This window comes from Paenibacillus sp. VTT E-133280 (assembly GCF_002264385.1).
Classification (GTDB): domain Bacteria; phylum Bacillota; class Bacilli; order Paenibacillales; family Paenibacillaceae; genus Paenibacillus_AQ; species Paenibacillus_AQ nitricinens.
This window is the reverse complement of sequence record NZ_NFUX01000015.1, coordinates 39,930-65,827: the sequence shown is the minus strand read 5'-3', so window position 1 is coordinate 65,827 and position 25,898 is coordinate 39,930. Positions and strand designations below refer to the sequence as shown.

Annotated in this window: 22 protein-coding genes; 4 read left to right on the top strand and 18 right to left on the bottom strand. The window is 42.9% G+C overall.

Going from position 1 to position 25,898, the window contains the following annotated elements:
* Positions 1-2 precede the first annotated feature (2 nt).
* The 7 genes from CA600_RS09400 to ilvB all read right to left on the bottom strand — a co-directional run bounded on the left by CA600_RS09400 (position 3) and on the right by ilvB (position 12,318).
* Positions 3-1,742: a sensor histidine kinase gene (locus CA600_RS09400; protein WP_094869945.1), complete on the bottom strand. Its 1,740-nt coding sequence runs from the start codon at positions 1,740-1,742 to the stop codon at positions 3-5.
* Positions 1,743-1,903: 161 nt separating this feature from the next.
* Positions 1,904-2,746, bottom strand: coding sequence for an MBL fold metallo-hydrolase (locus CA600_RS09395; RefSeq protein ID WP_094869944.1), 843 nt, complete (start codon positions 2,744-2,746; stop codon positions 1,904-1,906).
* 295 nt (positions 2,747-3,041) lie between these two features.
* A complete protein-coding gene (locus CA600_RS09390) occupies positions 3,042-6,950 on the bottom strand; it encodes a collagen binding domain-containing protein (protein WP_094869943.1) in 3,909 nt (1,302 codons plus the stop codon).
* 328 nt (positions 6,951-7,278) lie between these two features.
* Positions 7,279-8,820, bottom strand: coding sequence for a 2-isopropylmalate synthase (locus CA600_RS09385; RefSeq protein WP_094869942.1), 1,542 nt, complete (start codon positions 8,818-8,820; stop codon positions 7,279-7,281).
* 100 nt (positions 8,821-8,920) lie between these two features.
* Positions 8,921-9,913, bottom strand: coding sequence for a ketol-acid reductoisomerase (gene ilvC, locus CA600_RS09380; RefSeq protein WP_036679485.1), 993 nt, complete (start codon positions 9,911-9,913; stop codon positions 8,921-8,923).
* 177 nt (positions 9,914-10,090) lie between these two features.
* Positions 10,091-10,579 carry an acetolactate synthase small subunit gene (ilvN, locus tag CA600_RS09375; RefSeq protein WP_170880323.1) on the bottom strand — a complete coding sequence of 163 codons (489 nt, stop codon included), beginning with the start codon at positions 10,577-10,579 and terminating at the stop codon, positions 10,091-10,093.
* The gene (gene ilvB / locus CA600_RS09370; protein ID WP_042125091.1) at positions 10,576-12,318 is read right to left on the bottom strand and encodes a biosynthetic-type acetolactate synthase large subunit; all 1,743 of its coding nucleotides are present in this window, start codon (positions 12,316-12,318) and stop codon (positions 10,576-10,578) included. Before ilvB ends, ilvN begins: the two co-directional genes overlap by 4 nt.
* 590 nt (positions 12,319-12,908) lie before the next feature.
* Between ilvB and CA600_RS09365 the strand changes: the two genes are divergently transcribed.
* Positions 12,909-13,355 (top strand): GNAT family N-acetyltransferase, encoded by a 447-nt coding sequence (locus tag CA600_RS09365; protein WP_042125089.1) that lies wholly within the window; start codon positions 12,909-12,911, stop codon positions 13,353-13,355.
* A gap of 22 nt (positions 13,356-13,377) precedes the next feature.
* Here CA600_RS09365 and CA600_RS09360 read toward each other — a convergent pair whose 3' ends face one another.
* The 5 genes from CA600_RS09360 to CA600_RS09340 form a co-directional block, all read right to left on the bottom strand.
* Complete coding sequence (locus CA600_RS09360) at positions 13,378-13,719, bottom strand: hypothetical protein (protein WP_094869941.1); 342 nt, start codon at positions 13,717-13,719, stop codon at positions 13,378-13,380.
* A gap of 200 nt (positions 13,720-13,919) precedes the next feature.
* Complete coding sequence (locus CA600_RS09355; protein WP_094869940.1) at positions 13,920-14,876, bottom strand: ABC transporter permease; 957 nt, start codon at positions 14,874-14,876, stop codon at positions 13,920-13,922.
* Positions 14,877-15,950: an ABC transporter permease gene (locus CA600_RS09350; RefSeq protein WP_042125082.1), complete on the bottom strand. Its 1,074-nt coding sequence runs from the start codon at positions 15,948-15,950 to the stop codon at positions 14,877-14,879.
* Positions 15,943-17,481 (bottom strand): ABC transporter ATP-binding protein, encoded by a 1,539-nt coding sequence (locus tag CA600_RS09345; protein WP_094869939.1) that lies wholly within the window; start codon positions 17,479-17,481, stop codon positions 15,943-15,945. The genes CA600_RS09350 and CA600_RS09345 overlap by 8 nt, the downstream gene beginning before the upstream one ends.
* Before the next feature lie 186 nt (positions 17,482-17,667).
* Positions 17,668-18,723, bottom strand: coding sequence for a BMP family lipoprotein (locus CA600_RS09340; protein WP_094869938.1), 1,056 nt, complete (start codon positions 18,721-18,723; stop codon positions 17,668-17,670).
* Between the two features lie 307 nt (positions 18,724-19,030).
* On the opposite strand from CA600_RS09340, the gene CA600_RS09335 reads away from it, so the two are divergent.
* Positions 19,031-19,573: an acyl-CoA thioesterase gene (locus tag CA600_RS09335; protein ID WP_256989794.1), complete on the top strand. Its 543-nt coding sequence runs from the start codon at positions 19,031-19,033 to the stop codon at positions 19,571-19,573.
* A gap of 139 nt (positions 19,574-19,712) precedes the next feature.
* Here the strand turns inward: CA600_RS09335 and rplT are convergent, their stop codons facing one another.
* From rplT to CA600_RS09315, 4 genes are all read right to left on the bottom strand, one after another.
* Positions 19,713-20,072 (bottom strand): 50S ribosomal protein L20, encoded by a 360-nt coding sequence (rplT, locus tag CA600_RS09330; protein ID WP_042125073.1) that lies wholly within the window; start codon positions 20,070-20,072, stop codon positions 19,713-19,715.
* A 31-nt stretch (positions 20,073-20,103) separates the two neighbouring features.
* Positions 20,104-20,304: a 50S ribosomal protein L35 gene (gene rpmI, locus CA600_RS09325; protein WP_036679507.1), complete on the bottom strand. Its 201-nt coding sequence runs from the start codon at positions 20,302-20,304 to the stop codon at positions 20,104-20,106.
* Positions 20,305-20,364: 60 nt separating this feature from the next.
* Positions 20,365-20,862 (bottom strand): translation initiation factor IF-3, encoded by a 498-nt coding sequence (gene infC / locus CA600_RS09320; RefSeq protein ID WP_042125071.1) that lies wholly within the window; start codon positions 20,860-20,862, stop codon positions 20,365-20,367.
* 279 nt (positions 20,863-21,141) lie between these two features.
* Positions 21,142-22,380, bottom strand: a complete 1,239-nt coding sequence (locus tag CA600_RS09315) for a glycosyltransferase family 2 protein (RefSeq protein WP_094869936.1) — start codon at positions 22,378-22,380, stop codon at positions 21,142-21,144.
* Positions 22,381-22,783: 403 nt separating this feature from the next.
* On the opposite strand from CA600_RS09315, the gene CA600_RS09310 reads away from it, so the two are divergent.
* Together CA600_RS09310 and CA600_RS09305 are read left to right on the top strand one after the other, a co-directional pair.
* Positions 22,784-23,311, top strand: a complete 528-nt coding sequence (locus tag CA600_RS09310) for a phosphatase PAP2 family protein (RefSeq protein WP_094869935.1) — start codon at positions 22,784-22,786, stop codon at positions 23,309-23,311.
* 49 nt (positions 23,312-23,360) lie between these two features.
* Positions 23,361-24,476 (top strand): MGDG synthase family glycosyltransferase, encoded by a 1,116-nt coding sequence (locus CA600_RS09305; protein ID WP_094869934.1) that lies wholly within the window; start codon positions 23,361-23,363, stop codon positions 24,474-24,476.
* A gap of 86 nt (positions 24,477-24,562) precedes the next feature.
* Here CA600_RS09305 and trmB read toward each other — a convergent pair whose 3' ends face one another.
* Together trmB and CA600_RS31175 are read right to left on the bottom strand one after the other, a co-directional pair.
* Entirely contained in the window at positions 24,563-25,279 is a 717-nt protein-coding gene (gene trmB / locus CA600_RS09300; RefSeq protein WP_094869933.1) for a tRNA (guanosine(46)-N7)-methyltransferase TrmB, read from the bottom strand.
* A gap of 212 nt (positions 25,280-25,491) precedes the next feature.
* Positions 25,492-25,662, bottom strand: coding sequence for a hypothetical protein (locus CA600_RS31175; protein WP_179281578.1), 171 nt, complete (start codon positions 25,660-25,662; stop codon positions 25,492-25,494).
* Positions 25,663-25,898: the final 236 nt, after the last annotated feature.

Here is a 25,898-nt window from a genome sequence, read left to right as displayed (position 1 = left end):
AATCACACTTCCTTACTCTCGTATTTAACTATCAGTTCTACCCTCAATCCTCCGTATTTGCTGCGAGAGACAAACAAGCCACTATCTGGTCCGTACTTCAATTGGAGTCTATTATTAACGTTGATTAATCCCGTCTTCTCAACTTGTTTTAAACCCATCGCAAGCTTCTTCTGCAAGTGCTCTATTTCCTCATCTTTTAAAAGAGTGCCGCTATCTTCAATCGTGATAATTATTATTCCCTCTTCGCATTCGGCACCAATATAGACAACCCCGTTTCGGGAGTCGTCTTCGAAAGCATGCTCGAACACATTCTCAACAATTGGCTGAATAATCAGCCTCGGTACTAAAATCGCGTTCGCCAAAACGGGTATTTCTTCATATTCGAAAGAAATACGATTCGAGAAGCGAATACACTGAATTTCACAATAATCAAGCGCATGCTGATACTCCTTAAAGAAAGCCACCTCGTCCGATCCACTTCTCGTGATGTATTGGTAGTAGCTCCCTAGCTTTTGTGAGAGCTCAGCCGCACTATCGGAATCTCCTACTTTACACATCATGTAAATATTAAAGAAGCTGTTATAGAGAAAATGCGGGTTAATTTGTGACTGCAATTGCTTCAACTGCGAATGCTGTAGGGCAATCTTCTGTTCATAATTCTCTTCAATAGAACGCTTAAGTCTAGAAGCCATACGATTAAAACTGTTAAATATATAGTAAAACTCATCTTTGGTCTTTGACTCGATGACTAAATCAAGATTATCCGTTTCTACCATACGGAATGTCTTAACCAATTTGGATAAGGGCCGATGAATCATTAGATTTACCGAATAAGAATAAAGTACCATTACCACAATAGCGATGACAAAAGAGGCATATAGTAGTGTATTAAATTGACTTAAGGGCCTTGTGATTTCATTCTGATTCACATACATAATCAAGGATAGATTCAAAGAACTGATAAAGTTATGGGCAATAAAGTAACTTTTACCGTTCACCTTGTTTATTTCTGGGATATCGGAATTAAACTGATCCTGTTTGGTGATGAGCCTAAGCACCTCAGTAGACACTAACTGATCGTCTGTAGTAGATAGAATATTGCCCAGCTCATTACTTCCCAGAAATACCTCCGATTCTTGATATAAGGTTGCGATTTGATTTAGTGCCTCCAATAGCTTACCTTTTGAGATTTCAATATACGACCAAAGCTCCGCATTATCTCCTGTTTCTATAAGGAAAATCGCATCACCGCTCCGATAGAATGAGGGCTTCTGCTTAACGTTAAGTAACGAGGAAATTTTCTCGTACTCCATATTAGGAATGGCCGTGACCCCCGTCTTACCAGAGATCGTTTTGCCCAGAGACTTAACATATACCCCGGCGTTAACCACATATTCGCTTGAGGCAATGATCCGATTCAATAGATCTTCAGCATTACCGATTAATTCTACCTCTTCATACTTTTCTAAACTTTCACCTCGGAAACTAAGCTTCTGTATGTTTTTATCTTCTTGAAATTGTAATTGTTGATTGCGGATGAAATATATCTCTTTATCCAGTTGCTTGGAATAGAATGATGCCCCAGCCAGGGATGAGTCCAAAATTGCATTTTTGGTGAATGACATTCCCTTATAATTCACCCAAATATTCATCGATATGAGTGGAATCAGAAAGACAATAAATACGATGACGACTTTCTGATAGACGAACCATTTTACTTTTCCCGTAGCCAGCAGCTTCATTCTCTACCTCCGTATCTACTCATTCTGAGCCTGTAATAAGTTAGATGGCTTCTATAATTTCGCTTAAAGCTATAAAAAAGACCCGTAAAGTAGTCCTTTCCTCAAGGGAGGATTTTACGGGTAATGACTATTTTTTTAATTAGAGATAGACCATCATCATGTCATGCTAAGAAGACTTTCATCCCATCATAGGAAATGATGAAATTCTCCTCTGCTGTATTCTTAACTAAAGTATCATGCAACTCTGCGCTGTAGTGAGAGAAATGAGTGAGAATAAATGAGGTACTAGTATCACAACTATTTTGGTCAAACAATTTTTCTCTTACAATCCGACAACCGGAGATCCCCATATGATAATCATATCTATCCTCTAGCCCATAATTACAATCCAGACTAACAACATCCAGGTGCTTATCACGGAGATAATTGAAGGTTACATCACTGAATACACCGCTATCATTGCCGTATAAGAATCTTGTGTTATTCTGCTCTAGTAGATAGATAAAGCAATGTTCATCCGGCTTGTGATGGGCTGGCAATGCGGTTACTGTCACTTCTCCTAGAGTGAAGGGCATGAAAGGCTGTATGATATGAAACTCGTAAAAAGGATCTTCAATCGTATCGGTTCCATAATCATAGCGAAGAGCTGACTTCATCGTTTCTTCTACCGTTTCATTTCCGTAAATATGTATTTTTTTTCCACTCTCCTGCAGCTGACAATACCAATGCTCATGCCTCATCATGAGCTCTGCTGCTGCAAAATGATCAGTATGCGAATGCGTAACAATCAAATGATTAACTTGCCCCAAATCCAATTTGTAACGAAGCTTATTCATATACATGTCAGGTGAGAAATCCAGCAGCAAATCAGAGTTAATAAGCGCTCCTGTGCGAGCACGAATATTTTTCCCACCAAGCTCCATCGCCATAGAACAACGTTCACATTGACAAAATAAAGCTGGATAACCCTCGCTTGCTCCAGTTCCTAAATACATAAATTCCATGGTATCATCTCCCAGCGCATTTTATGATAGCGCTTACCTATTTTTGAAAAAATATATGCTTAATAGTGTCGCTGGCGCTACATTACGAATAATGAGCGAAAACCGCCTTTTCGTCAAGGTTCACTTCGAAGAAGGTTATGAAGCGCGCAGCCATAGACCAAAATAAAAAGCAAGGCTCCCCCAATAACAGGAGGAGCCTTACTTCGTTAACCTTTATCCTATGGGAGTTGAGTTCCGCCTGTCGCCGCTCGTAGAAAATCTACTTTTGGGCCAGCCCCCTTGTCATTACGATATATTAATTACTTCGTTTAAATCTTCGAGCTAACACAAATCCCACAAGGACTAGACTTCCACCTACTAAGTAAATAGGTAGCGCGCTGTCTTCTCCCGTCTTCGGAAGCTGAGTTGGTTTATTGCTGTTATCCCCTGGTTCTTTCACTGTACCTTTCGGTACTTCCTCAACATCAATCTCAATCTCGATTTCTTCTTCATTTCCATTCTCATCTGTCACAATGATCGTGAACTTGTCTTTCCCAATGAAGCCTGGGTCTGGTGTATATACCCACTTGCCATCTTTAGTAATGGTCACCTTACCATGATCAGGCTTATCACCGATACTTGGTAATCCACCTAGTGGAATTTCACCTTCAAGAGGAACTTCTTCAGTAGTAGTCTCCTTCTGTACAGGTGGTGTTGGCTGTGGAACAACAGGTGTATTAGTTGGCACCGACGTGATAGATGGAGTTGCTGTTGGTGTTACAGTTGGTGTTACAGTTGGTGTTACAGTTGGTGTTGCAGTTGGCGTTGCCACCACAGGTGTTGCGGATGGAGTAGCCGTAACGATGACTCCAGGCACTGGCGTCGAAGTCGATACAGGAAACGTTGGATTGTCTGGTGTCAACGTCGGTGTTACTGTCGACACAGGCGTTTCCGTCGGCGTTGTTGTTGGTGTCGGTGTTGTCGTCGGTGTTGGTGTCGACGTCGGCGTTGTTGTCGGCGTCGCTGTTGGTGTCGACGTCGGCGTCGGCGTCGGCGTCGGTGTTGGTGTTGTCGTCGGTGTTGGTGTCGGCGTCGGTGTTGGTGTCGGCGTCGGCGTCGGTGTTGGTGTTGGTGTCGACGTCGGCGTCGGTGTCGGTGTCGGCGTTAGTGTTGGTGTCGGTGCAACCGTCGGCACCGGTGTTACTGTCGGAGCGGGTGTTGCTGTTGGTGTTGGAACTTTATTCTTTACCTCAAGACTTATCCCGGTCGTCAAGGCAATAGTCACTTCATGTGGTGTTTGATCAAGAACATAACCCACAGGTGCTGTTTTCTCAATCACTACATATTTCCCACCGGTTAGCTTGGTAAATTCGATTATCCCATTTATATCCGTAGTACCGTCCTTTATCCAGACCTTATCGTTGTCAACAACGCGATATAGATCAAACGTAGCACCACTTAGTAGCTTTGCAGAATTATTAAAGTCTACTTTCGTAATCGTCAGCGGTCCTCTTACACCACTTCCTGTGCCAGAACCGCTGGAAAGCTTAACTGTAATTTCCTTGGTACTTTCATTTGTTATTACCTTAATGTTCTTACCATCAAAACTAACCTTATTGGTTACTTTATCATTGTTCTGTGCTGTAATCAGGGAGTCATATTTCAGAATATAAGCCTCCGAAATATCCTTTAGGAAGCTAAGCTCAAAGCTTTCCTTTCCATTGATATCCGCAGTAATCTCCAGCTTATAATCCTTATCTTTGATCAACTCTTGATTGGTTGCAGTTATAGTCCCATCAGCTTTAACAGTCGTTTTATAGACATGAAAAGTATTAGACAGTAGGATCTGATTATCGCTCGGAATATCTGTAATTACCGCTTCTTTTACAAAAGATTGGTTACGGTTGATGTTAACGGTCCAATGTATTTTATTGCCGTCCTGATCGCCGCCTTTATTAACATATTCCCCACCTTGTGGAATGCTAACAGTGGCTTCCAGTTTTGCGGATTCTACTTTCGTGCTGTCATATAATATAGCTGTATTTTTAATTTCATTTGAATCAATCGCTTGATCAGCGAATGTAGTTTTGAAAGTGACGTAGAACGCATAATTAATGGTTTTATTAAATGTCACCTTCAGCTCATTACCATTCAACTTCACATTATAATCAGCGGAATTCACATTAGCTTGAGGAGAGGGATCACCATCCTTCCCATATTCCCATTTATAAACTTTTACAGAATCCTCGTTGACGACTTGGCCAGCCGAAATAGTATCTACCAGTTGAGCTTGGCTTAACGTTTTCTGATTATAGTTGGCACCAATATTCCAAGTGATCTCTTTGGTTACAGCATTGTAGGACCCACTCTTTTTCCCATTGTTTTTAACTTCATCTCTTGAATTAAAGGTTACGGTCACTTCTTTATGCTTTGACTCCTGTACCCCGTTCACCGTTTCTTTCCAATCGAGTGCGCCTTTATTTGAAAATTGTGTTTTGCCCGAAGCCAGCCAATCATAGTTAAAGCTTGTTGTATAGGTAATAGTGTAAGGCTCATTAATTGAACCATCAAAAGTAATCACAAACCCATCGTTCACTGCAGCCGGATTATGATCATTGTAAACAACAGTATGAACGGTAGCAGTTCCACCTTTGGTCGGTTTAACCTTTAATGTGCCCGGGATAAGCGTTAATCCCGCATTGCCAAAAGTATCGGTCACCACTAAATTTTCCATAGTCTTGCTGTCATCATTAATTTGAATAGTCCAATCAATGGTCTTTGTCGCATAATTAACATTGCCATAATTCTTATGAAGAATTTGCTGTTTAATATCACGTTTTACAGTTTCCGATTTTCCATCATAAGTAATCTTGTTCGTAATTTGGGCATCATCATATATACGACCATTTGCTTTTGTCTGATATTCAATTCGATAGGCAGAACTTATATCATTGTTGAATTTCAGATCAAAGCCATTTAACCCCGTTGCAGTTGTTGGCGTTACCGTATATTCGCTTGAAGCAATTTCCGCGCTCTTGATCCCTTTACCCTTGCTGTCAATCGTTACTGGATAGACTTTAACAGAGGTAGGGATTAGATCTTGGGAGTTGTTAAACGTATCCTTTAAAATAGCATTCGCCGCTAAAATTGTTTTCTCATTGTAATTGAAATTAACAGCCCAGGAAAGCGTCTGAGTTGCCGCATCGTATCCAGTGGACTCTTTCGACAGCGGCTTGCCGCGCCCAACTGTAACTGTAGTACTAGCCTTCTTGGATATTCCTCCATCACCCTTTAAGACAGCTTCGTTCGTAAATGCAGTACTATCCACACCCGTACCGGTAATATCCGTTGAGAAGCCAATGCGGTATGCCTTTGTGATTGGGTTGTCTTTAAATTTCAACTTTAATTCTGCCCCAGTTGAATCTGTCACATCATACTTACTGCTATCTACTACATTTCCTTGACTCACTTGTCCATCTATTTTCACATCAAGCTCATAGACCACAATAGATACGGTATTTAAAGACAATCCCAAAGGAAGCTTGTCTGTAACCTCTGCATTGTAAACACTATCCAGAACCTTGTTCACATCAACCGTCCAAGCGATGCTTGTTGGGTTATAATACTGTGGCTTCGGTGAACCGTTTTTTTCTATCGTTGAGCTAACCTTTGGCTTAAAATTAAGCTCAATGGTTTGAGTTCCTCCCTGAATTGGGAATATTATTGTCTGCTTCGCAGAGCCTGTAATCTTTTTGGAGCTCAGTAGCGACCTAACTGTAAAGGTGCCCCCCACTTGATCGTGGGATTCAATATATTTGTTAAATGTGAATACAACTTTATTGGTATTTTTGTCGACTGTATAAGTCCCTACAGGCTCATCGTCAAAAATAAGATTACCATTCAAATCATTATAAAGTTCAAACTGTGTTGGAAGGTCAAACGTAAAGGTAGAACCCTCCTTATACCCATGCCCATCTGAAATTGCCCATGTATAGTTTAATTCCGAATAGGAATCAAGCTGATATACGCTTTCCGTAACCGTATTTGTGTATTTATCATCGGTGTATACTGCAAGCGTAACACTAGTAATGAGATTATCTCCAATCACAGTACCATTCCCACTCGCATATGCCTGCGTATTAAACCCGAAGCCAAAGCTATACGCCCATTGCGTCACAAGTAATAATACTATGAGCCATGCGCTTATTTTCTTTTTTGATAACATTTCGTGATTTCCTCCTTTTTCACCCTTTTATTATACTTTTCACAAGCTCTATCCTTTGGATCCAGTACTCTTATCCTCTATAATGACCTCCTTGATCTTTTCTCCTTCTACTAATCGCCATACTTACATTCATCTATTGTAAATAGTGTATCTATACATAATCTGAACAGAGTCCAGTAGAAGTCTTTTCCATACTTTTTCTTCCAAATAAAAAAACAGGGATATGCGATGTAAACTCGCATATCCCTGTCGTATCTAATGCTTACTCATCTAGATGTTAATAGTAGAGTAATACTACTTAGAAAAAATAAAAAATACATTGTACATTTTATAGACTAGCGTGATCACGTTTGGTGTAAGTTTTACGCTTCTCCAGAAGCTTGTTAAGTGCATCGATATAAGCGCGGGCACTCGCCTCTAGAATATCGGTGCTAAGGCCACGGCCCTGTGCAGCGACTTCACCCTGCGACAGTACTACATGAACCTCACCCTGTGCATCTTTACCACGGGAGACGGATTTAATGGAATAATCTCCAAGGGTAACTTCCTCACCCGTGGCTTTATCAATAGCATTGTAGATGGCATCTACCGAACCATTACCTTCTGCCTCTGCTACAATAGGTTCCGCTTCCGGACCATCGATAATCACCTTGGCGGCTGGAACAGCTTTATTGCCGTAAGTAACGAAAATCGTCTGAAGTCTGAATATTTCTGGCGTATCGATTAGTTTCTCTTCAATCAATGCCAAAATATCTTCATCAGACACTTCTTTTTTCTTATCGGCCAAGTCCTTAAACCTTGAAAAGGCTGTATTAAGCTCAGCTTCGGATAAATTATATCCTAGATCACTTAACTTATCGCGGAAAGCATGGCGTCCAGAGTGCTTACCAAGTACCAGCTTGCTCTCTTTAAGTCCTATGGTCTCCGGTGTCATGATCTCATAAGTGGTTTTCTCTTTCAGCATTCCGTCCTGGTGAATACCCGATTCATGAGCAAATGCATTAGCTCCTACAATCGCCTTATTCCCTGGGACTACCATACCTGTCAACTTGCTGACCAAGCGACTTGTACGAGAAATCTCGGATAACGTTAAAGAAGTTTTTGCGCCAAAAAATTCAGCACGTGTCTCCAGCGCCAATGCAACTTCTTCAATCGCTGTGTTTCCAGCACGTTCACCAATACCGTTAATCGTTCCTTCAATCTGATCTGCACCATTCTGAATCGCGGCTAGCGTATTGGCCGTAGCCATGCCAAGGTCGTTATGACAATGAGCACTAAGCTGTACACGTTCAATATCAGGCACATTTTCTTTTAAGTATTTAAAAATAGCTCCATATTCAGAAGGATTCAGATAACCTACAGTATCCGGGATATTAACAACATTAGCGCCTTCTCGGATAGCCATTCCGACCATTTCAGCCATGAAATCATACTCTGTACGACCTGCGTCTTCTAACGAAAACTCAAGTTTAGGGAAATATTTCTTGGCATATCGGATAGCAGATTGTGCAGTTTCCAGCACCTGAGCTTTATCCATCCGTAGCTTATGCTGGCGGTGAATAGGAGATGTGGCTAGAAAAATATGAATGCAAGGGTCCTGTGCCCCCTGCAATGCTTCTTTTACTGCATCAATATCTGTCTCTCTAGAACGAGAAAGACCGATTACGGTGACGTTCTTTACTGCTCTTGCAACTGCATTTACCGAAGCCAGGTCACCTGGTGAAGCAGCAGGAAAGCCCGCTTCCATGCGGTCAATCCCCAGCTTTTCCAGCTGGTAGGCGATCTCTACTTTTTCACGCGTGTTAAGGTTCACACCCGGCGACTGCTCTCCGTCTCGCAGCGTCGTATCGAACACATAAATTTTCCGCATGCAAAGCACCTCCCAAAGATTGTGCTAAAACCCTCAAATGCGGCTCGCATAGTCACGGCCGCATTTGAAGGTCACACTATTTAATCATAAGTATATATGATTACTTCTTAATCCAGTGCATCATTTCACGCAATTGGCTACCTACAACTTCAACTGGGTGAGCAGCTTCGTTGCGACGAGTAGCTGTAAGGAAAGCACGTCCGGATTGGTTCTCAAGGATGAAGTCGCGAGCGAATTTACCTTCTTGGATATCCGTCAGTACAGCTTTCATTGCTTTTTTAGTATCTTCAGTTACAATGCGAGGACCAGTTACATAGTCACCGTATTCAGCAGTGTTACTGATGGAATCACGCATGCTGGACAATCCGCCTTCATATACCATGTCAACGATCAGCTTCAGTTCATGCAGACATTCGAAGTAAGCCATTTCAGGAGCATAGCCTGCTTCAGTCAATGTTTCGAATCCAGCTTTGATCAGTGCAGATACGCCACCGCAAAGTACAGCTTGCTCACCGAACAAGTCAGTTTCGGTTTCTTCACGGAAAGAAGTTTCGATAACCCCTGCACGTGTACAGCCGATACCTTTTGCATAAGCAAGACCGATTTCTTTAGCTTTTCCAGTTGCATCTTGTTCGATAGCAATCAAGCCAGGAACGCCAAAGCCTTCAACATAAGTACGACGAACCATGTGACCTGGAGATTTTGGTGCTACGAGCAGCACGTCCGCATCTTTAGGAGCAACGATTTGTCCAAAGTGTACGTTAAAGCCGTGGGAGAACATCAAAGCTGCGCCTTTTTTAAGGTTTGGTTCCACTTCATTTTTATATACGGATGCTTGAGTTTCGTCTGGCATTAAGATTTGCACAACATCTGCACGGGATACTGCTTCAGCTACTGGCAATACTTCAAAACCGTCATTTTTTGCAGTTTCGAAAGATTTACCTTCACGAAGACCGATGACAACTTGAAGACCACTGTCACGAAGATTCTGTGCTTGGGCATGTCCTTGGCTACCGTACCCGATTACCGCAATTGTCTTTCCTTTTAATACACTAAGTTCTGCATCCTGTTCATAGTACGTTGTAACTGCCATTGTCAATATCCTCCTTTAATTTGAGACCCATCATAAAGAGCGGGTGCTTCAAGAGAACTGGATTCATACCTTATCAAGCTCCTCTTCAAGCTCCCGCTCTTTAGCGGGAAGTTCATTCATATCATATCAGATTAATGCAATCAAGCAGTAATCCATTAAAGTCGTAAAATATAATACTTAAGAGTTACCACGTACCATAGCCGTAACACCTGTGCGAGAAAGCTCTCTAATTCCATAAGGTTTCAAAAGCTCGATCATTGCATCAATTTTCTGTGTCTCCCCAACTACTTGCACCAGTATAGTGGTGCTGCCGATATCAACCACTGAAGCACGGAAAGTCTCAACTACACCCAAAATTTCCGGACGCTCACTTGGATCAGCATTCACTTTAATGAGAGCGAGCTCGCGTGCAACCATTGGCTTAGCTCCAAGATCAACAACTTTGATAACATCAATTAGCTTATAGAGCTGCTTCTCAATTTGTTCAAGGGTATGCTGGTCGCCAAGAGTAACGATAACCATCCGGGATAATCCAACCTCTTCGGACTGACCTACTGTAATACTCTCAATATTAAATCCGCGGCGACCGAACAAGCCTGACACCCGCTGAAGCACACCTGGCTGGTCATTTACGAGTACAGAAATCGTATGTCTTGTCACTGTTATTCATCCCCCATCAGCATATGATCGATGGTTGAACCTTGAGTTACCATCGGGTAGACATTCTCGTCTTTTGGAACAACGAATTCTACCAATACTGGACCCGGTGTTTCCAGAGCTTTCTGCCATGCATCACGTGCTTCTTCCTTATTCGTCGCACGTAGACCTTTCACACCATAGGCCTCAGCAAGCTTAACGAAATCCGGACTACCTGCAAGGTCTGTATAGCTATAACGTTTGTCATAGATAAGATTCTGCCATTGGCGAACCATTCCAAGCACTTGGTTATTAATAACAACGATTTTGACAGGTATATTGTTAATCGCACAAATCGCCAGCTCTTGGGAACACATTTGCATACCGCCATCTCCGTTAATCGATACTACCAACCGTTCAGGATGTGCCATTTGCGCACCGATAGCTGATGGGAATCCGAAGCCCATCGTTCCAAGACCACCTGAAGTAATCCATGAGCGCGGATGATTGAACTTGTAATATTGTGCTGCCCACATTTGATGCTGGCCAACGTCCGTAGTAACAATCGCTTCCCCATTAGTGGTGTCATTAATCATTTCAATAACCCATTGTGGTTTAAGCTCGGTCTCCGAATCTTTATACCGAAGTGGCTGATCAAGCTTTGACTGCGCGATATGCGTTCTCCAAGCATCAGCCTTAGATGCACGCCCAACCTCAGGAATCAGCATTTCCAGTACAGTTTTCACATCTCCTACAATCGGAATATCAGGTGATACATTCTTTCCGATTTCTGCAGGGTCGATATCGATATGCACGATCTTGGCTTTTGGCGCGAAGCCGTCCAGCCTACCCGTAACACGGTCATCAAAGCGAGCACCAATATTAATGAGCAAATCGCATTGCTGAATTGCATTATTTGCGGTATATGTGCCATGCATCCCTGGCATTCCCATCCAAAGCTCTTCAGCACTTGGGAAGGCTCCGAGTCCCAGCAAGGTTGTAGTTATTGGAATCTCTGTCCGTTTCACGAATTCGAACATAGCCTCATGTGCTCCGGAGTAGATAACTCCACCACCTGCAATGATAATCGGACGTTCAGCAACCTCAATCGCACGAACCAGTTTATCAAGCTGCAGTTTGTTTGGAACTGTACAAGGGTTGTAGCCACGAAGATTTACGGTCTTCACTGGTGTGAACAATGTCTTTGCAGCCGACACATCTTTCGGTATATCAATCAATACTGGACCTTTACGACCGGTATTCGCCACATGGAAAGCTTCATGTATGACGCGAGGGAGATCCTCAACATCTCTTACAAAGTAGCTGTGCTTAGTGATGGGCATCGTGATTCCGGTAATGTCTGCTTCCTGGAAAGCATCTGTACCGATCAGGCTTGAGAAAACATTACCTGTGATTACGACCAATGGAGTAGAGTCCATATATGCTGTAGCAATACCTGTTACAAGGTTTGTTGCGCCAGGACCCGAGGTTGCGATACATACCCCTGGTTTGCCACTTGCTCTAGCGTAACCGTCAGCTGCATGAATCGCACCTTGCTCATGACGTGTTAACACGTGATTGAAATCCGTAAAACCGTACAATGCATCATAGATGTACAAAACAGCTCCACCTGGATATCCGAATACTGTGTCTACACCCTCCAATACAAGGCTGCGGAGTAGTATTTCCGAACCGGTAATAACTTCCGGCTCCATCCATTTTTCTTTTAGCTGCTCTGTAGACCGTAATTCCGGTATTTGCGCGCTCATCAGTATTCCTCCTCCGATATTTAACATTCATTATGCAAATGACGGACCGTCCTCTATACATCAGCAAATAGTTATTTATAAAACAAAAAAACCTTCCGCCTCCCACGCACAGTATTAGCGCGTGAGGGACGAAAGGTTGATCTTCCGTGGTACCACCCATGTTTGCATTACATCTCGCGATGCAACGCCTTATCAGGTATACAAAAATCCATCGATGTAGGCAAGGGCCCTAATCTCTGTAACCTGAAGTCCGTAACGCGGACTAAACGATTCCCCCTAATAATTCCACCACTCTAGCCAGTGAACCTTTCAGGGAAACAGCTCCGAGGTGAGCTCGTATATAAGGGATTCCGGTGGAGGTTGCAGCAAATCCTCACACTCTCTGAGCAAAAGAGCCCTTAAAACTTCGTCCTCATCATTGCCGATACATGTATGTTCGTTAAAATGTTTAGACACATTATATGATTCCTAACACGGATAGTCAATACCCATATTTTTAAAATTGTCACAACTCCTGCTTCTACCCTCTCGGAACGCCTGCCCTTCTCCCAACATATGATGTACGACAATGCGTGGAAAGGGGACGCTCTATGATTCGTTATCGTCGACCGAAGCAGGATGACGTTGTTATTTTTGATTTAATCGAGCGACAGCTCGTTCCATTATCTCATCTGCCGCAAACTGAAATCACTAAAATCAAAAAGGATTTGCCCCGTCGTCTGGGACACGGAATCACCCTTGTCACCTGTCCCGACTATGAAAGCGATCCAAACGGGTTTGTCCATTTTTTGTTACATGGTGATTTACTCTACATCGATATGCTAGCCATTGCACCAGATGCTCGGCGAAAACACTTGGGAAATATGCTCATGGATCGAGCAGAAAGATTTGCACTTTCTCGCGGTTGTCATCGTTCTAAGGTATCCGTCGACCTAGGGAATGCAGCAGCGCTAGCCTTTTATCGAAAATTGGGCTACAGCGTAGCCCGTTATCAATCGCTAAGTTTTTGTTACGAGCTTGAGAAACGATTCTCCTAGCCAAAGCAGCACTTATCGGAACTTAAAAAAATCCAAAAGGTGGATATGGTGTGCCTCCGTACCCATAACCTCCATAAGGAGTTCCATATCCGTAACCGCCACCATAAGGTGTAGCTCCGCCATAGCCACCGCCATAACCTCCACCATAAGCATAAGGGGCAGTACCAACGGCGAGCAAATCAAACAACACTAATGGAATGATTGCTTTGGTTTGTACTTTTTTACCACTTACACGTTGCAAAATAAGACGATTTCCTGATACACGAAGCAGTTTTCCTGTAACCTGTGTGCCATCTTTTTTCACAGCGATGATCTGTTTGCCAATGAGCCTCATAACCTGCTTTTTCGTAACTGGTTTAGTCATAATATCCCCTCCAAAAAGTTTTGCAAACCTCTGATTTCCACCATCTTCAAAACAGTTTATTCGCACAAAAGAACCTTCGCCTGTACACTTGCCCTCTCCTCTTATGTTTATCCATATCGACCCTAACCAAAAAAGCCGCATTTCCGGAAAAAGTCCGGAAATGCGGCTTCGTAATGATATAAGTAAAAAATCGAAAAGATCTAGCGTTTACCAGGATCGTAAGGCTGACCTAATGCCTTAGGAGCAGCGGAACGACCTACAGCAGCTACAAGCACAATGACTGTCAATACATAAGGGATCATAAAGATGAACTCTTGTGGGATATCTTTTGACCACTCAAACAATTGAACATAGTTACGAATCGCTTGGGAGAATCCGAAGAATACCGCAGCACCAAAGGCACCGAGCGGATTCCATTTACCAAAGATCATCGCTGCAATCGCGATAAAACCTTGACCAGAAATCGTATTATGGCCAAAAGTTCCGGTTGTAGTTAGAGTGATTGTAGCGCCACCGATACCAGCCATCAATCCACTAAGCATTACACCGATATATCTCATCCGGTTAACCTTGACACCTAGGGTGTCTGCAGCACTAGGATGCTCACCTACTGCACGTAAACGCAGTCCAAATGGCGTTTTAAACAAAACAAAATAAATAACGATAACCAGCACGATGGCTAGATAAGTGGTCGGATAGGAATTGAATATCCCTTCACCGATCACTGGAATCTTGGAGAGTCCAGGAATTGCAACTTTGTTAAATCCATCGATTAGCGGAGTTTCAGCAGATCCATCAAATAGCAGCTTTACCATGTAAAGCGTACTACCTGCGGCTAAAAAGTTAATAACCGTACCACTGATCGTCTGATCTGATTTAAAGGTAATAGATGCAACCGCATGAATCAGTGAACCAAGTACTCCGACGGCCATAGCACATAGTACGCCAATCCAAGGCGCCCAGTCACCCATCCCAGCATCTTGAGCATAATAACCACCTACTGCTGCTGCAAAGGCACCAAACATCATCAAACCTTCAAGTCCAATATTTACGACACCGGAGCGTTCAGAGAAGATGCCGCCAAGTGAGGCAAAAATAAGCGCTGTGGAAAAAACAAGCGTTGTATTAAGCAGTTGACCTAACGTCTGCAGATCCATCTATAACACCTTCTCTTTCTTGCGCTTGAAGTAAAAGGGCTTAAGCACCCAGCGTACAATCCCTTGTGCCGCAATAAAGAATATGATTGAACCTATAACGATACGAATAAGCTCCGGAGGAACATCTGCAGCAAAACTCATTCCCGCAGAACCATAAGTCAACGTACCATAGAGAATCGCAGCTAGAACAACACCAAGTGGATGTGTTAAACCAAGAAGAGCTACTGCGATACCATCAAATCCATATCCTGGTGATGCCGCGAACACAGATTGATAATGGAATACACCCAGTACCTCTCCTGCTCCAGCCAACCCTGCAAACACTCCGCTTATGAACATTGCTTTTACAACGTTACGGCCAACATTCATACCTGCGTACTCGGCAGCATGAGGATTGTAACCAACAGCACGCATTTCATATCCTTGCTTAGTCTTCCATAAGTAGACATAGAAGAATACTGCTGCAGCAAGGGCGATAGCTGTTCCCCAGTGCAGACGTGCATTGTCAAATAACGAATTCAAGAATGTCATGGAAAGAGAAGCTGGAATATCCTCGGAACGATTCTGTCCCGGAAGTAATAGAAATGCTCTTACAATATAATTCGACAAGTATAGAGCAACCCAGTTTAACATGATTGTGGTAATAACTTCATTAATCCCACGTTTAGCCTTCAAATAGCCGGCGATACCAGCCCACAGACCTCCACATAACCCAGCTATAATAACAGCAAGCGGAACTAAGATGAATCCTGGCAAGGCTGCAAATTTAATACCCACCACGGTCGCAGCCGTCATACCAATCATCACTTGTCCATCTGCCCCGATATTAAACATCCCTGAACGAAATGCAAAGGCTACGGCTAAACCAGTGAGCATTAATGGCGTCATTTCGCGCACGGCTTCACCAAAGTTGTATAAGTTACCAAATACACGTGAGAACAGTGCGGAGTAAGCAGTTATCGGATCATAACCACCCATAAGCATAACTATTGCTCCCACAAGAAAACCAAGTACGATGGCGACAAGAGGAACGATATAGCTGTCAGTTGTGAAGATTTTTTTGAACTTATTCAACTGCCTTACCTCCCCGCTTCAAGCTGCCTGCCATCATAAGACCCAGTTCCTGGTCATTCGTATCCTGCGGGAACACTTCACCGACAATTTTGCCTTCATAGATAACAGCAATTCTGTCTGATACATTCATAATCTCGTCCAATTCAAACGAAATGAGCAATACAGCTTTTCCTTGGTCACGCTGTGCAATGAGCTGCTTTTGAACAAACTCGATAGCCCCAACATCTAGACCGCGTGTTGGTTGTGCTGCAATAAGTAATGTCGGATCTTTATCTATTTCCCGAGCAATAATCGCTTTCTGTTGATTTCCGCCGGATAAAGAACGTGCTTTGGTCTGAATTGAAGGTGTACGCACATCAAACTGCTCCACAAGACCTTCCGCATACTTATCAATGACATCATTTTGCATAAAGCCGTTTTTGTTATATGGACTCTTATAGTAAGTTTCCAGAACCATATTCTCACTTACTGAGAAGTCAAGCACCAAACCATGCTTATGACGGTCTTCTGGAATATGAGACACATTCATCTCCGTTATCTTGCGCGGGGATAAATTAGCAATCTCGTTCCCGGACACCTGAATAGAACCAGAATCAATTTTACGCAGACCCGTAATGGCCTGAATCAGTTCACTCTGTCCATTGCCATCTACACCGGCTATTCCGAGAATTTCTCCGGCTTTCACATCAAAGCTAAGACCGTCGAGCACCGAGACGCCATCTTTACTCTTACTGTTCACATCCTTCAGCTCGAGTACAGTTTCACCAACCTCAGGGGCCTTCTTAGCTACCTTGAAGGTTACGCCGCGTCCAACCATCTTCTCAGCCAGTTCATTCGGATTAGTATCTGCGGTATTTACTGTATCGATTACTTTTCCTCGTCTAATAATGGTGACCCGATCAGATATTTGCATAATTTCTTTAAGCTTATGCGTAATCAGGATAATCGATTTTCCCTCTGCAACAAGCCGCTTCATAATCGCCATCAATTCCGTAATTTCTTGAGGCGTAAGTACTGCAGTCGGCTCATCAAATATGAGAATATCCGCTCCGCGGTACAGGGTCTTCATAATTTCTACCCTTTGTTGCATACCAACAGAAATGTCATGAATAACGGCATTTGGATTCACTTGCAGGCCATATTGCTCCGATAGCTTCCGAACCTGTTCCGCAGCGGATTTATAGTCAATTTTAAGACCTTTCTTCGGTTCCATCCCAAGAACAATATTCTCGGTAACCGTAAAAGGCTCCACGAGCTTGAAATGCTGATGCACCATACCAATACCAAGCTCGATCGCTTTATTGGGATTATCAATTACAACCGGTTTCCCGTCGATTTCAATACTTCCTTCATCCGGTTGATACAATCCAAAAACGATATTCATTAGGGTTGATTTACCTGCACCATTCTCACCAAGCAGTGCAAGAATCTCACCCTTCTTTAACGTCAAACTAATGGAATCGTTAGCAACAATACCGGGAAATCGTTTTGTGATTTGCTTCAACTCTACGACAGGAGCCGCAGCACTCATGGAATCACCCTCATCACAGAATATATAACTACCATGTAGACACGGATGTACCGCCCTTTTCAAGACGGTATAACTGTGTCTAACTTATCATAACCAGTGCTTTAACAAGGAATAAGGCCAGCACATAACCGGCCTTATTCCTTATTGCTTATTTCTTATTGTGATCCGATAAATAAAAGGGAGATCTTACTCGGTAGGAACTGTAATTGTTCCATCAATGATTTGTTTTTTGAAATCTTCAACTTTAGCCAAAATCTCTTCAGAAACGTTAACTTTAGATGTATCAGAGATACCTACACCATTGTCTTTCAAACCAAGAACAGTTGTAGTACCACCTTTGAAAGTACCATCGATTACTTCTTTGGAAACCTTCTTAACAGCTTCGTCAACGCGTTTGATCATAGAAGTCAAAGTTACGTCTGTACCAAATTCAATGGATTGGTCTTTGTCTACACCGATAACCCATACTTTAGCACCGCCAGCTTTGTTACGGGATTTAGCTTCGTTGAAGACGCCATTTCCTGTTGCACCAGCAGCAGGGAAGATGATGTCATTACCATCGTTATACAATGTAGCTGCAAGGGATTTACCAGTATCCGGTTTGTCGTATGCACCTGCATAAGTAATAGTAACTTTTGCATCAGGTTTAACTGCCGCAACACCAGCTTTGAATCCTACTTCAAAACGTTTGATTACCGGGCTTTCCATACCGCCAATAAAAGCTACTTTGTTAGTTTTTGTAGTCAAACCAGCAACCACACCAACCAAGAAGGAACCTTCATTCTCAGAGAAAGTAACGGATGCTACGTTAGGAGCCTCTACTACGCTATCGATAATTGCCAAGTTAGCGTTGGCGTTCTCACCAGCAACTTTCTTAATTGCGTCGCCAAGATCAAAACCAATACCCCAAGTCAAGTTATAGCCATCCTTAACGAATTGGTTAAGGTTTGGCTCATAGTCAGCATTGGATTTACTTTGCAAATATTTAACGGAAGAACCTGTTTCTTTTTCAAGAGCTTGTAGTGCTTCCCATGCGGATTGGTTAAACGATTTATCGTTTACGCCACCGATGTCAGTAACCATACCAAATTTGAAATCAGATTTTGCGGCATTTGTTCCGCCATTTGTTCCTGCATTCGTCTCGCCATTTGCAGCATTCTTAGCGTTGTTGTTTCCACAACCAGCCAAAACAACTGTTAATGCCAGCATCATTACAAGAGATAGTTTGAAGACTTTTTTCATTGAATGTGATCCCCCTTAAAATATTGGATGTCATCTGTGTTCTACTTGGACATTCCATAGATCAAATTATAACTGCAATAAAATCTAAAATCCAGTCCATAAATGACCTCAGGTCAATAATTATTTGTACTTTTTCGTAAGTAACCGCTTTCCATGACACGACGTGTTATCATCATGTTTGAATGATGTTAGAAAACCTTATTTATCTTTGTATAGTATTCCAACACAATACAAATATTATTGCACACTTATGTGTTTTCTATTATTATGATTGCTTAGTATTTGCATTGAAAGGAAGTTATCAGATATGACCGATGAAAAAAATCCACAAACGATGCCGGCTTTTAAATATTGCCGTGAATCCCGCGTTTTCAAAACCGGACGTGTTTTCCCTAATGATGTTAATAATCACAAGACATTATTTGGCGGCAAGCTCATGAGCGGCATTGACGAAGTAGCCTCCATCTCCGCTATGCGCCATTGCCGTGCCAATGTCGTCACAGCCTCTACAGACTCTGTTGACTTCTTAAGACCCATTCGACCTACAGACTCCGTATGCTTCGAATCCTTTGTTTCTTGGACTGGGCGTACAAGCATAGAGGTATTTGTAAAGATCATTTCAGAAAATTTATACACTGGTGAGCGCGCCGTCGCCGCCACTTCATTTCTCACCTTTGTCGCAGTCGAGGAGGATGGCACTCCAACTCCGGTTCCTGCCATTATCCCAGAGACCGACGAAGAAAAACTGATCAACGAATCAGCAAATGAACGTTCTGAGTTGCGCAAAGTGAGAAGAACCATCAGTAAAAAACTTGCTGCTGAGCTCAATACAATAAAATACTGGGAATAACTCTGCCTAAAGCAGAGTTTTATTCTCATTTTTATTGCGGCAGAGAATTCTCTCGCCATGTTGCACACTTCATACCACACAAAAAAGCACCGCTGCATGGGCAACCCGCAGGCGGTGCTTTTCTATTATGTCACAACACTTACGCGTTGATTTTCTCTTTAGCAATACCAGCCAAGGAGTTGAATGCGTTAAGATCATTTACAGCCAGATCAGCCAGCATCTTACGGTTAACTTCTACACCAGCCAATTTCAGGCCGTATACAAGTTTGCTGTAAGAAAGACCGTTCAAACGAGCTGCTGCATTAATACGAACGATCCACAGTCTGCGGAAGTTACGTTTAGTTTGACGACGGTCGCGGTAAGCGTAAACCATCGATTTCATTACTTGTTCTTTAGCTGTTTTAAAAATGCGGTGTTTAGAACCGAAATAACCTTTTGCCAATTTCAACACTTTTTTATGTCTACGACGAACTACAAATCCGCCCTTAACTCTTGCCATATTAATAAACCTCCCAAAAATGTGTGATAAACTATTTCAAGTTAGCCAATCCTTGTTTCAAACGTCTTACATCCCCAGGGGCCATTACTGGATTACCGTTCAGAACGCGCTTAGCGCGTTTAGATTTGTGGGACAGCAAGTGGTTTTTGTGAGCTTTGTAACGTGTTACTTTACCAGTTCCGGTAATTTTAAAGCGGCCTTTCAGGCTGCTATGTGTTTTCATCTTAGGCATGGTGTTTCCTCCTTGAATATTATGCGGCGCCAAATTGCAGATAAGCAAGTGACTCCATATTTATTGGGCTTTAGGAGCCAAAATCATAATCATGCTGCGGCCTTCCAGCTTAGGCTGGCGCTCAACAACAGAAATATCAGCCACTTCGTTTTTAACACGCTCGAGGATTTTCTGGCCGATATTCGCATGAGTAATCTCACGTCCGCGGAAACGTACGGAGCACTTCACTTTATCGCCTTCACCCAAGAACTTGATCACATTGCGGAACTTGGTTTGATAATCATGTTCCTCAATGTTAGCACGGAACCAGACTTCCTTGATATCAACGATCTTCTGGTTCTTACGCGCTTCCTTCTCTTTCTTCTGCGTTTCATAACGGAACTTGCCGTAATCCATGATGCGGCATACCGGCGGCTTAGCCTGCGGTGCTACATTGACTAAATCTAGATTAAGATCGATCGCCATTTGCAACGCTTCGCGGATCGGTTTAATTCCGATTTGTTCGCCTTCCGCACCAACCAACCGTACCTCTTTGGCCCGAATTTCATCATTGATCATATGTTCCTTACTGATAACTCTCCACCTCCGGATCTTTTTAACAACTTTACTGCCATACTCCATAAAAAAGGGGTGCCGGTAACACCCGACACCCCGTGTTTGATCAACGTTCATGAACATTAACATTCATAAAGCATTGAGATCAAAACCAGCCGGCGAATATGCCAGTCAGGTGAGAAGCAGGTGCTTCTTCTTGCAATCCCTATGATTTGCGTACTTGAATACTATACACCACTCCAAACGGAGTGTCAATTCTTTTATTCAACATTCTGAAATGTCTTAAACCTGCTTGCTTTGCACTTCTTCAAGTCTTACGACACGCGTATGCTTGGTATGGCTCCACTGCTTGTTGTTCTGCGTGAAGAACGCATAGAACGTAATAGGATACCAAGAGATCAGGTAAATTGGGAAGAATACCAGATAAGCGTACACCTTCTTAAATTTAACCTTCTCCAAAGCCATCGCGATCCCAAAGGTCACCAGATTCAAACCGATCGCTAGGAAACCGAGCCAAACTGGCAAGCTTCCGTAAATATTAGCGATATTCGGGCCGTTAAAGAGAGCCATATCTACCCACATTACCGCCGTCATCAAGAAAGTGAGCAAAACAATGTACACATTTGCTCCATAAAGAGCAAGGTCAAACTTCGTTAAGCTACGTTCTTTAATACTTTGCCAAAGTAATGGGAAAAAATAACGACGAGCTACAGTGAAGTGTCCTTGCATCCAGCGCAGACGCTGTCTTGAAGAGGCCTTGAAAGTTAGAGGCTTCTCATCAAATACCTTTGCGTCATAGTTGAACTTAGGATATACACCATGTGATGCACTGCGCATCGTAAACTCCAGATCCTCAACCAAGCTTGTAGCTCCCCAGCCCATCTCTTTAAGGAGATTGGTCTCGAAACACATTCCTGTTCCGCCAAGGAAGTTCGCCATATTCAAATTATGGCGTGAAAGTTGCCACAAACGGTTAATATACCAATACGAGACACCATACGCTGCAGTAATCCAGGAATCTTCTGGATTCTTGGTATCAATATAACCTTGAATAACACGCGCTCCTGAACAAAGATCATTATTCATCTCCATTAGGAATTCAGTATGTGCCAGGTTATCGGCATCAAACATTACAACTGCGTCATATTGACGCGGCATGCTCCAAAGCTCCTTGAGCATCCATTCAATGGCATAACCTTTACCACGTAGATTCGGGTTCGTACGGACACAAGCATTCATTCCGTGCTCTCGAACAATACGAGCTGTACCATCTGTACAATTGTCACAAATTACAAATACGTCAAACAGTTCTGAAGGATAGTTAAGCTGCTTCAGGTTCTCCATTAACGCGCCGACGACTTCTTCCTCGTTATGTGCAGCAACAAGTACTGCAAATGTTTTTTCTGGCTTATACTTTGTCTTTGTCTTTTTCTTGTGCAGACCAAATAACGAAAAGGTAAACTGATATACTGCGATTGCTGCCAAAATCACTTGGAGCGTAACAAACAGTGCGTCTGTCATGACCTTTTGATGCCCCCTTTTTTCACTCTCGGTGTTCTTTTTTTTCTCTCTAGTTTGCTTGACGTTCCTTCTGACCCTTTTGTTGCATCCCTTAACAATAGACCAAGAGTATTCTTATTCTAGGCAGACTTCACAATTTTTATATGTGTTGTTTAAAAGAATTGTATGGATTCCATTATTTCGGATCCTTATTTATCTCTTACCCTTTTAAACATGTTTAGTCCGCTTGAATCATTGTACGGCGTTAGCGGCTCTAAGTCAAAACTAGCAAATTTCTAGCAAAACTGAGCTTTTCCTTGAAATGGACTACCTTTAAAAAGTATGATTAAGACAGATCTAATGCAAAAGAACGGACTGCTCATAAGCACCTGTTATTGGTAGCCGACTGGCGGAGGGACAAGATATGAGACATTTATTCATGAAGCTACATCTCTGGGAGCGGCACCTTTTTAAGTGGATCAACGGACGAATGCATAATCGTTTTCTGAACTTTTGGCTCTTCTATCTCACTCATTTGGGTGGAGCTACAAGCACAATTGTTATCAACATATTGATATGGGTACTTGCTCCTCAGCCATGGAGAACCGCTAGCCTGCAAGCAATGACGGCTCTAGCTGTTAGCCATTTGCCAGTTGCTGTCGCCAAGAAACTGTATCCACGCATGCGGCCTTATCTGGCGTTACCGGATACGAACACATTTCGTAATCCATTAAAGGATCATTCTTTTCCTTCTGGTCATACTACAGCTATCTTTGCTTCAACGGTCCCATATATGGTAGCATTTCCTGCCTTGACCGTTATTCTGCTGCCACTGGCCTGTATTGTCGGGTTTTCACGCATTTATCTGGGATTACATTATCCATCCGATGTCTTTGCAGGCTTAGTGATCGGAACCAGTGTTGCAGCGGGCACCATAGCCTTATGGATCTGAAGTATATATGGTTAAACCGGGAAAACCTTTGAGAATAGGTGAATCAAAATTGCAAAAAAAAAGAATTTTAATACTTTCAGAAGGCTTTGGAGCAGGACATACTCAAGCAGCTTATGCGCTGTCGAGCAGTTTGCGCCAACTGTCACCTAATTTACAAACGAAGGTGCTAGAACTTGGGAACTTCCTAAATCCCAAAATGGCCCCCATTATTCTGTCCGCTTACCGTAAGACGGTAACGACTCAGCCAAAGCTGATGGGGTATGTCTATCGTCACCAAAAATCATTTAATCGTCTTACCACGCTTGCCCTGCATCGTATATTTTATACGCATACCAAAAATGTTGTCATGCAGTTGAAACCTGACGTTATTGTCTGCACACACTTCATTCCGGGTGCTGTAGTATCTCGTCTTAAGAGAGTGGATCCCACCCTAAAGGTGCCACTCGTAACTGTTATAACGGATTATGACGCACATGCCAGCTGGATCAGTCCAGAGGTAGACCGTTATCTGGTATCAACACCAGAGGTTAAATCCAAATTGCGTATGCGAAACATTCCTGCTGCGAAAATTCAGGTTACAGGGATACCCGTACATCCTAACTTTTGGCAGCACCCTGGAAAGCAGGAGATTCGACAGCAATTCAATCTCAAGGATATGCCAACAGTACTAGTCATGGGCGGCGGCTGGGGGATCATGAACGATCAGGTTGTAAATGCCTGTCTGGCGGAATGGCGTGAGAAGATTCAGATTGTTTTCTGTCTCGGCAAGAATGAAGAGCTGCTTCAGGAAATGAAAGAAGACTCACGTTATAATCATCCTAATATTTCCTTGATCGGTTTTACGCGTGAGATTGACAAGCTGATGGAGGTGTCCGATCTGCTCGTCACAAAACCGGGTGGAATGACCTGCAGTGAAGGGCTCGCTAAAGGAATACCGATGCTTTTCTATAACCCTCTGCCCGGGCAGGAGGAGGAAAATTGCCGTTATTTTACCGCAGCAGGTTTCGGAGAGCCGATTGAGTCTTTAGACGTAGTCATAATGTGGATGGAGCGTCTCTTAAACAACTACGAGGATGTGCAGAATAAGCGAAAACTTCATCTCGAGGAAATCGCCCGTTACCACCCATTGCAATGTGCTCAGAGCATTATCGAATTATTGGAATAGTTAACAAAATAAAGCAGCAGCCTCCAAACCACTTGGAGGCTGCTACTTTATTATTGAAGCATGTCTTTAGGAGCAGTGCTTTGTAACTACAACCGGTATTTGTCCAAACGGGTAGCTTGATACTGCTTGAGCGCTTCCGCACCTACAATGGCCTCACAACGATGGATATTCACGCCGCGTCCGACAAATTTCGTCTCGTATTCTGTCATAATATGATCCTCATTTATGATCCCGTCCGCATGTAGGTCTAACGAGATATTTTTCATCTGTAAACCAAAGTCCGCAAATGCATTTAATGAGAATTCAAATAGGCTTCGGGAATCTGTTTTCAAATGAATTTCACCTAAGTCGCTTAGCAGCCCCCGATATTTGTCAAGAAAACGCGGGTGTGTCAAACGACGACGAGCATGCTTACTCTTCGGCCACGGATCACTAAAGTTAAGATAAATTCGTTCCAGTTCTCCTGGAGTAAATACTTCCTCTGCATAATCAATATTGGCGAGTGCCAATTTCAGGTTAGGCGGCGTCTCATGACCTGCCGGCTCCCATACCGCTCTAGCCTTATCTCCAGCACGGCGGATCAGCTCATCATACATATCAACGCCGATAAAATTAATATCGGGATATTTAAAGCTCATTTGACTGATAAACTGTCCCTTGCCCATTCCGAACTCCACATGGATCGGATGATCATTTCCAAACAGCTTGGACCACTCACCTTTATAACTCCGAGGGTCTAGAATGACTAGATCGGTCTGTTCTTCCAAACTTTCACGTATTCCTTTTCTTCCGCGTAAACGCATAGGTATTCCTCCGATTATCTCTTATACGATAACTGTCACTTGCAATATTGTGCCGAAATTGTCCCGAAAAGTAAAGGGATTGGGGTAAAAAAGAAAAAGGAATTCTCTGGTTCAGCTCTTAAATGAGCTATCCAGGGGAATTCCTTCGTTGTGTATATTTGGTATTAAGGCTCATTCTTATCCGGTAGATTAGGATCTACTTTGTGTTTGAGCTATTTGGCAAATGTCTTTTTTTCGAATGCGCTGCGAATTTTACGCTGTGCATCAGTCTTGATCTTAGGGTTGCCGTTAAATTCCACGCCTGTTAGTGCAAGGGCTTCATCTGGCGTTAAGTGGACTTCAATCGAATCTTTACCCTCAGCATATACCGTTTGAGAATTCATTGCTATCACCTCACGGTTATTATTATGGATCGGACGACACGAAATTATGAACTCCTGGCTGAATTTCTTTATGCCACAGCAGCGTTTCACACTCTGAATATAACATACTATGTAAGCATTTTCAAGTTGAAAGCGCCTTACTTTCGGCCTATTTTCATGCCAGTACCGTGAGTGAATGTTACGCCGAGCTCTGTTTTTTGATACAATGTATTGGGTTATAAGAAACGGCTGCGTGT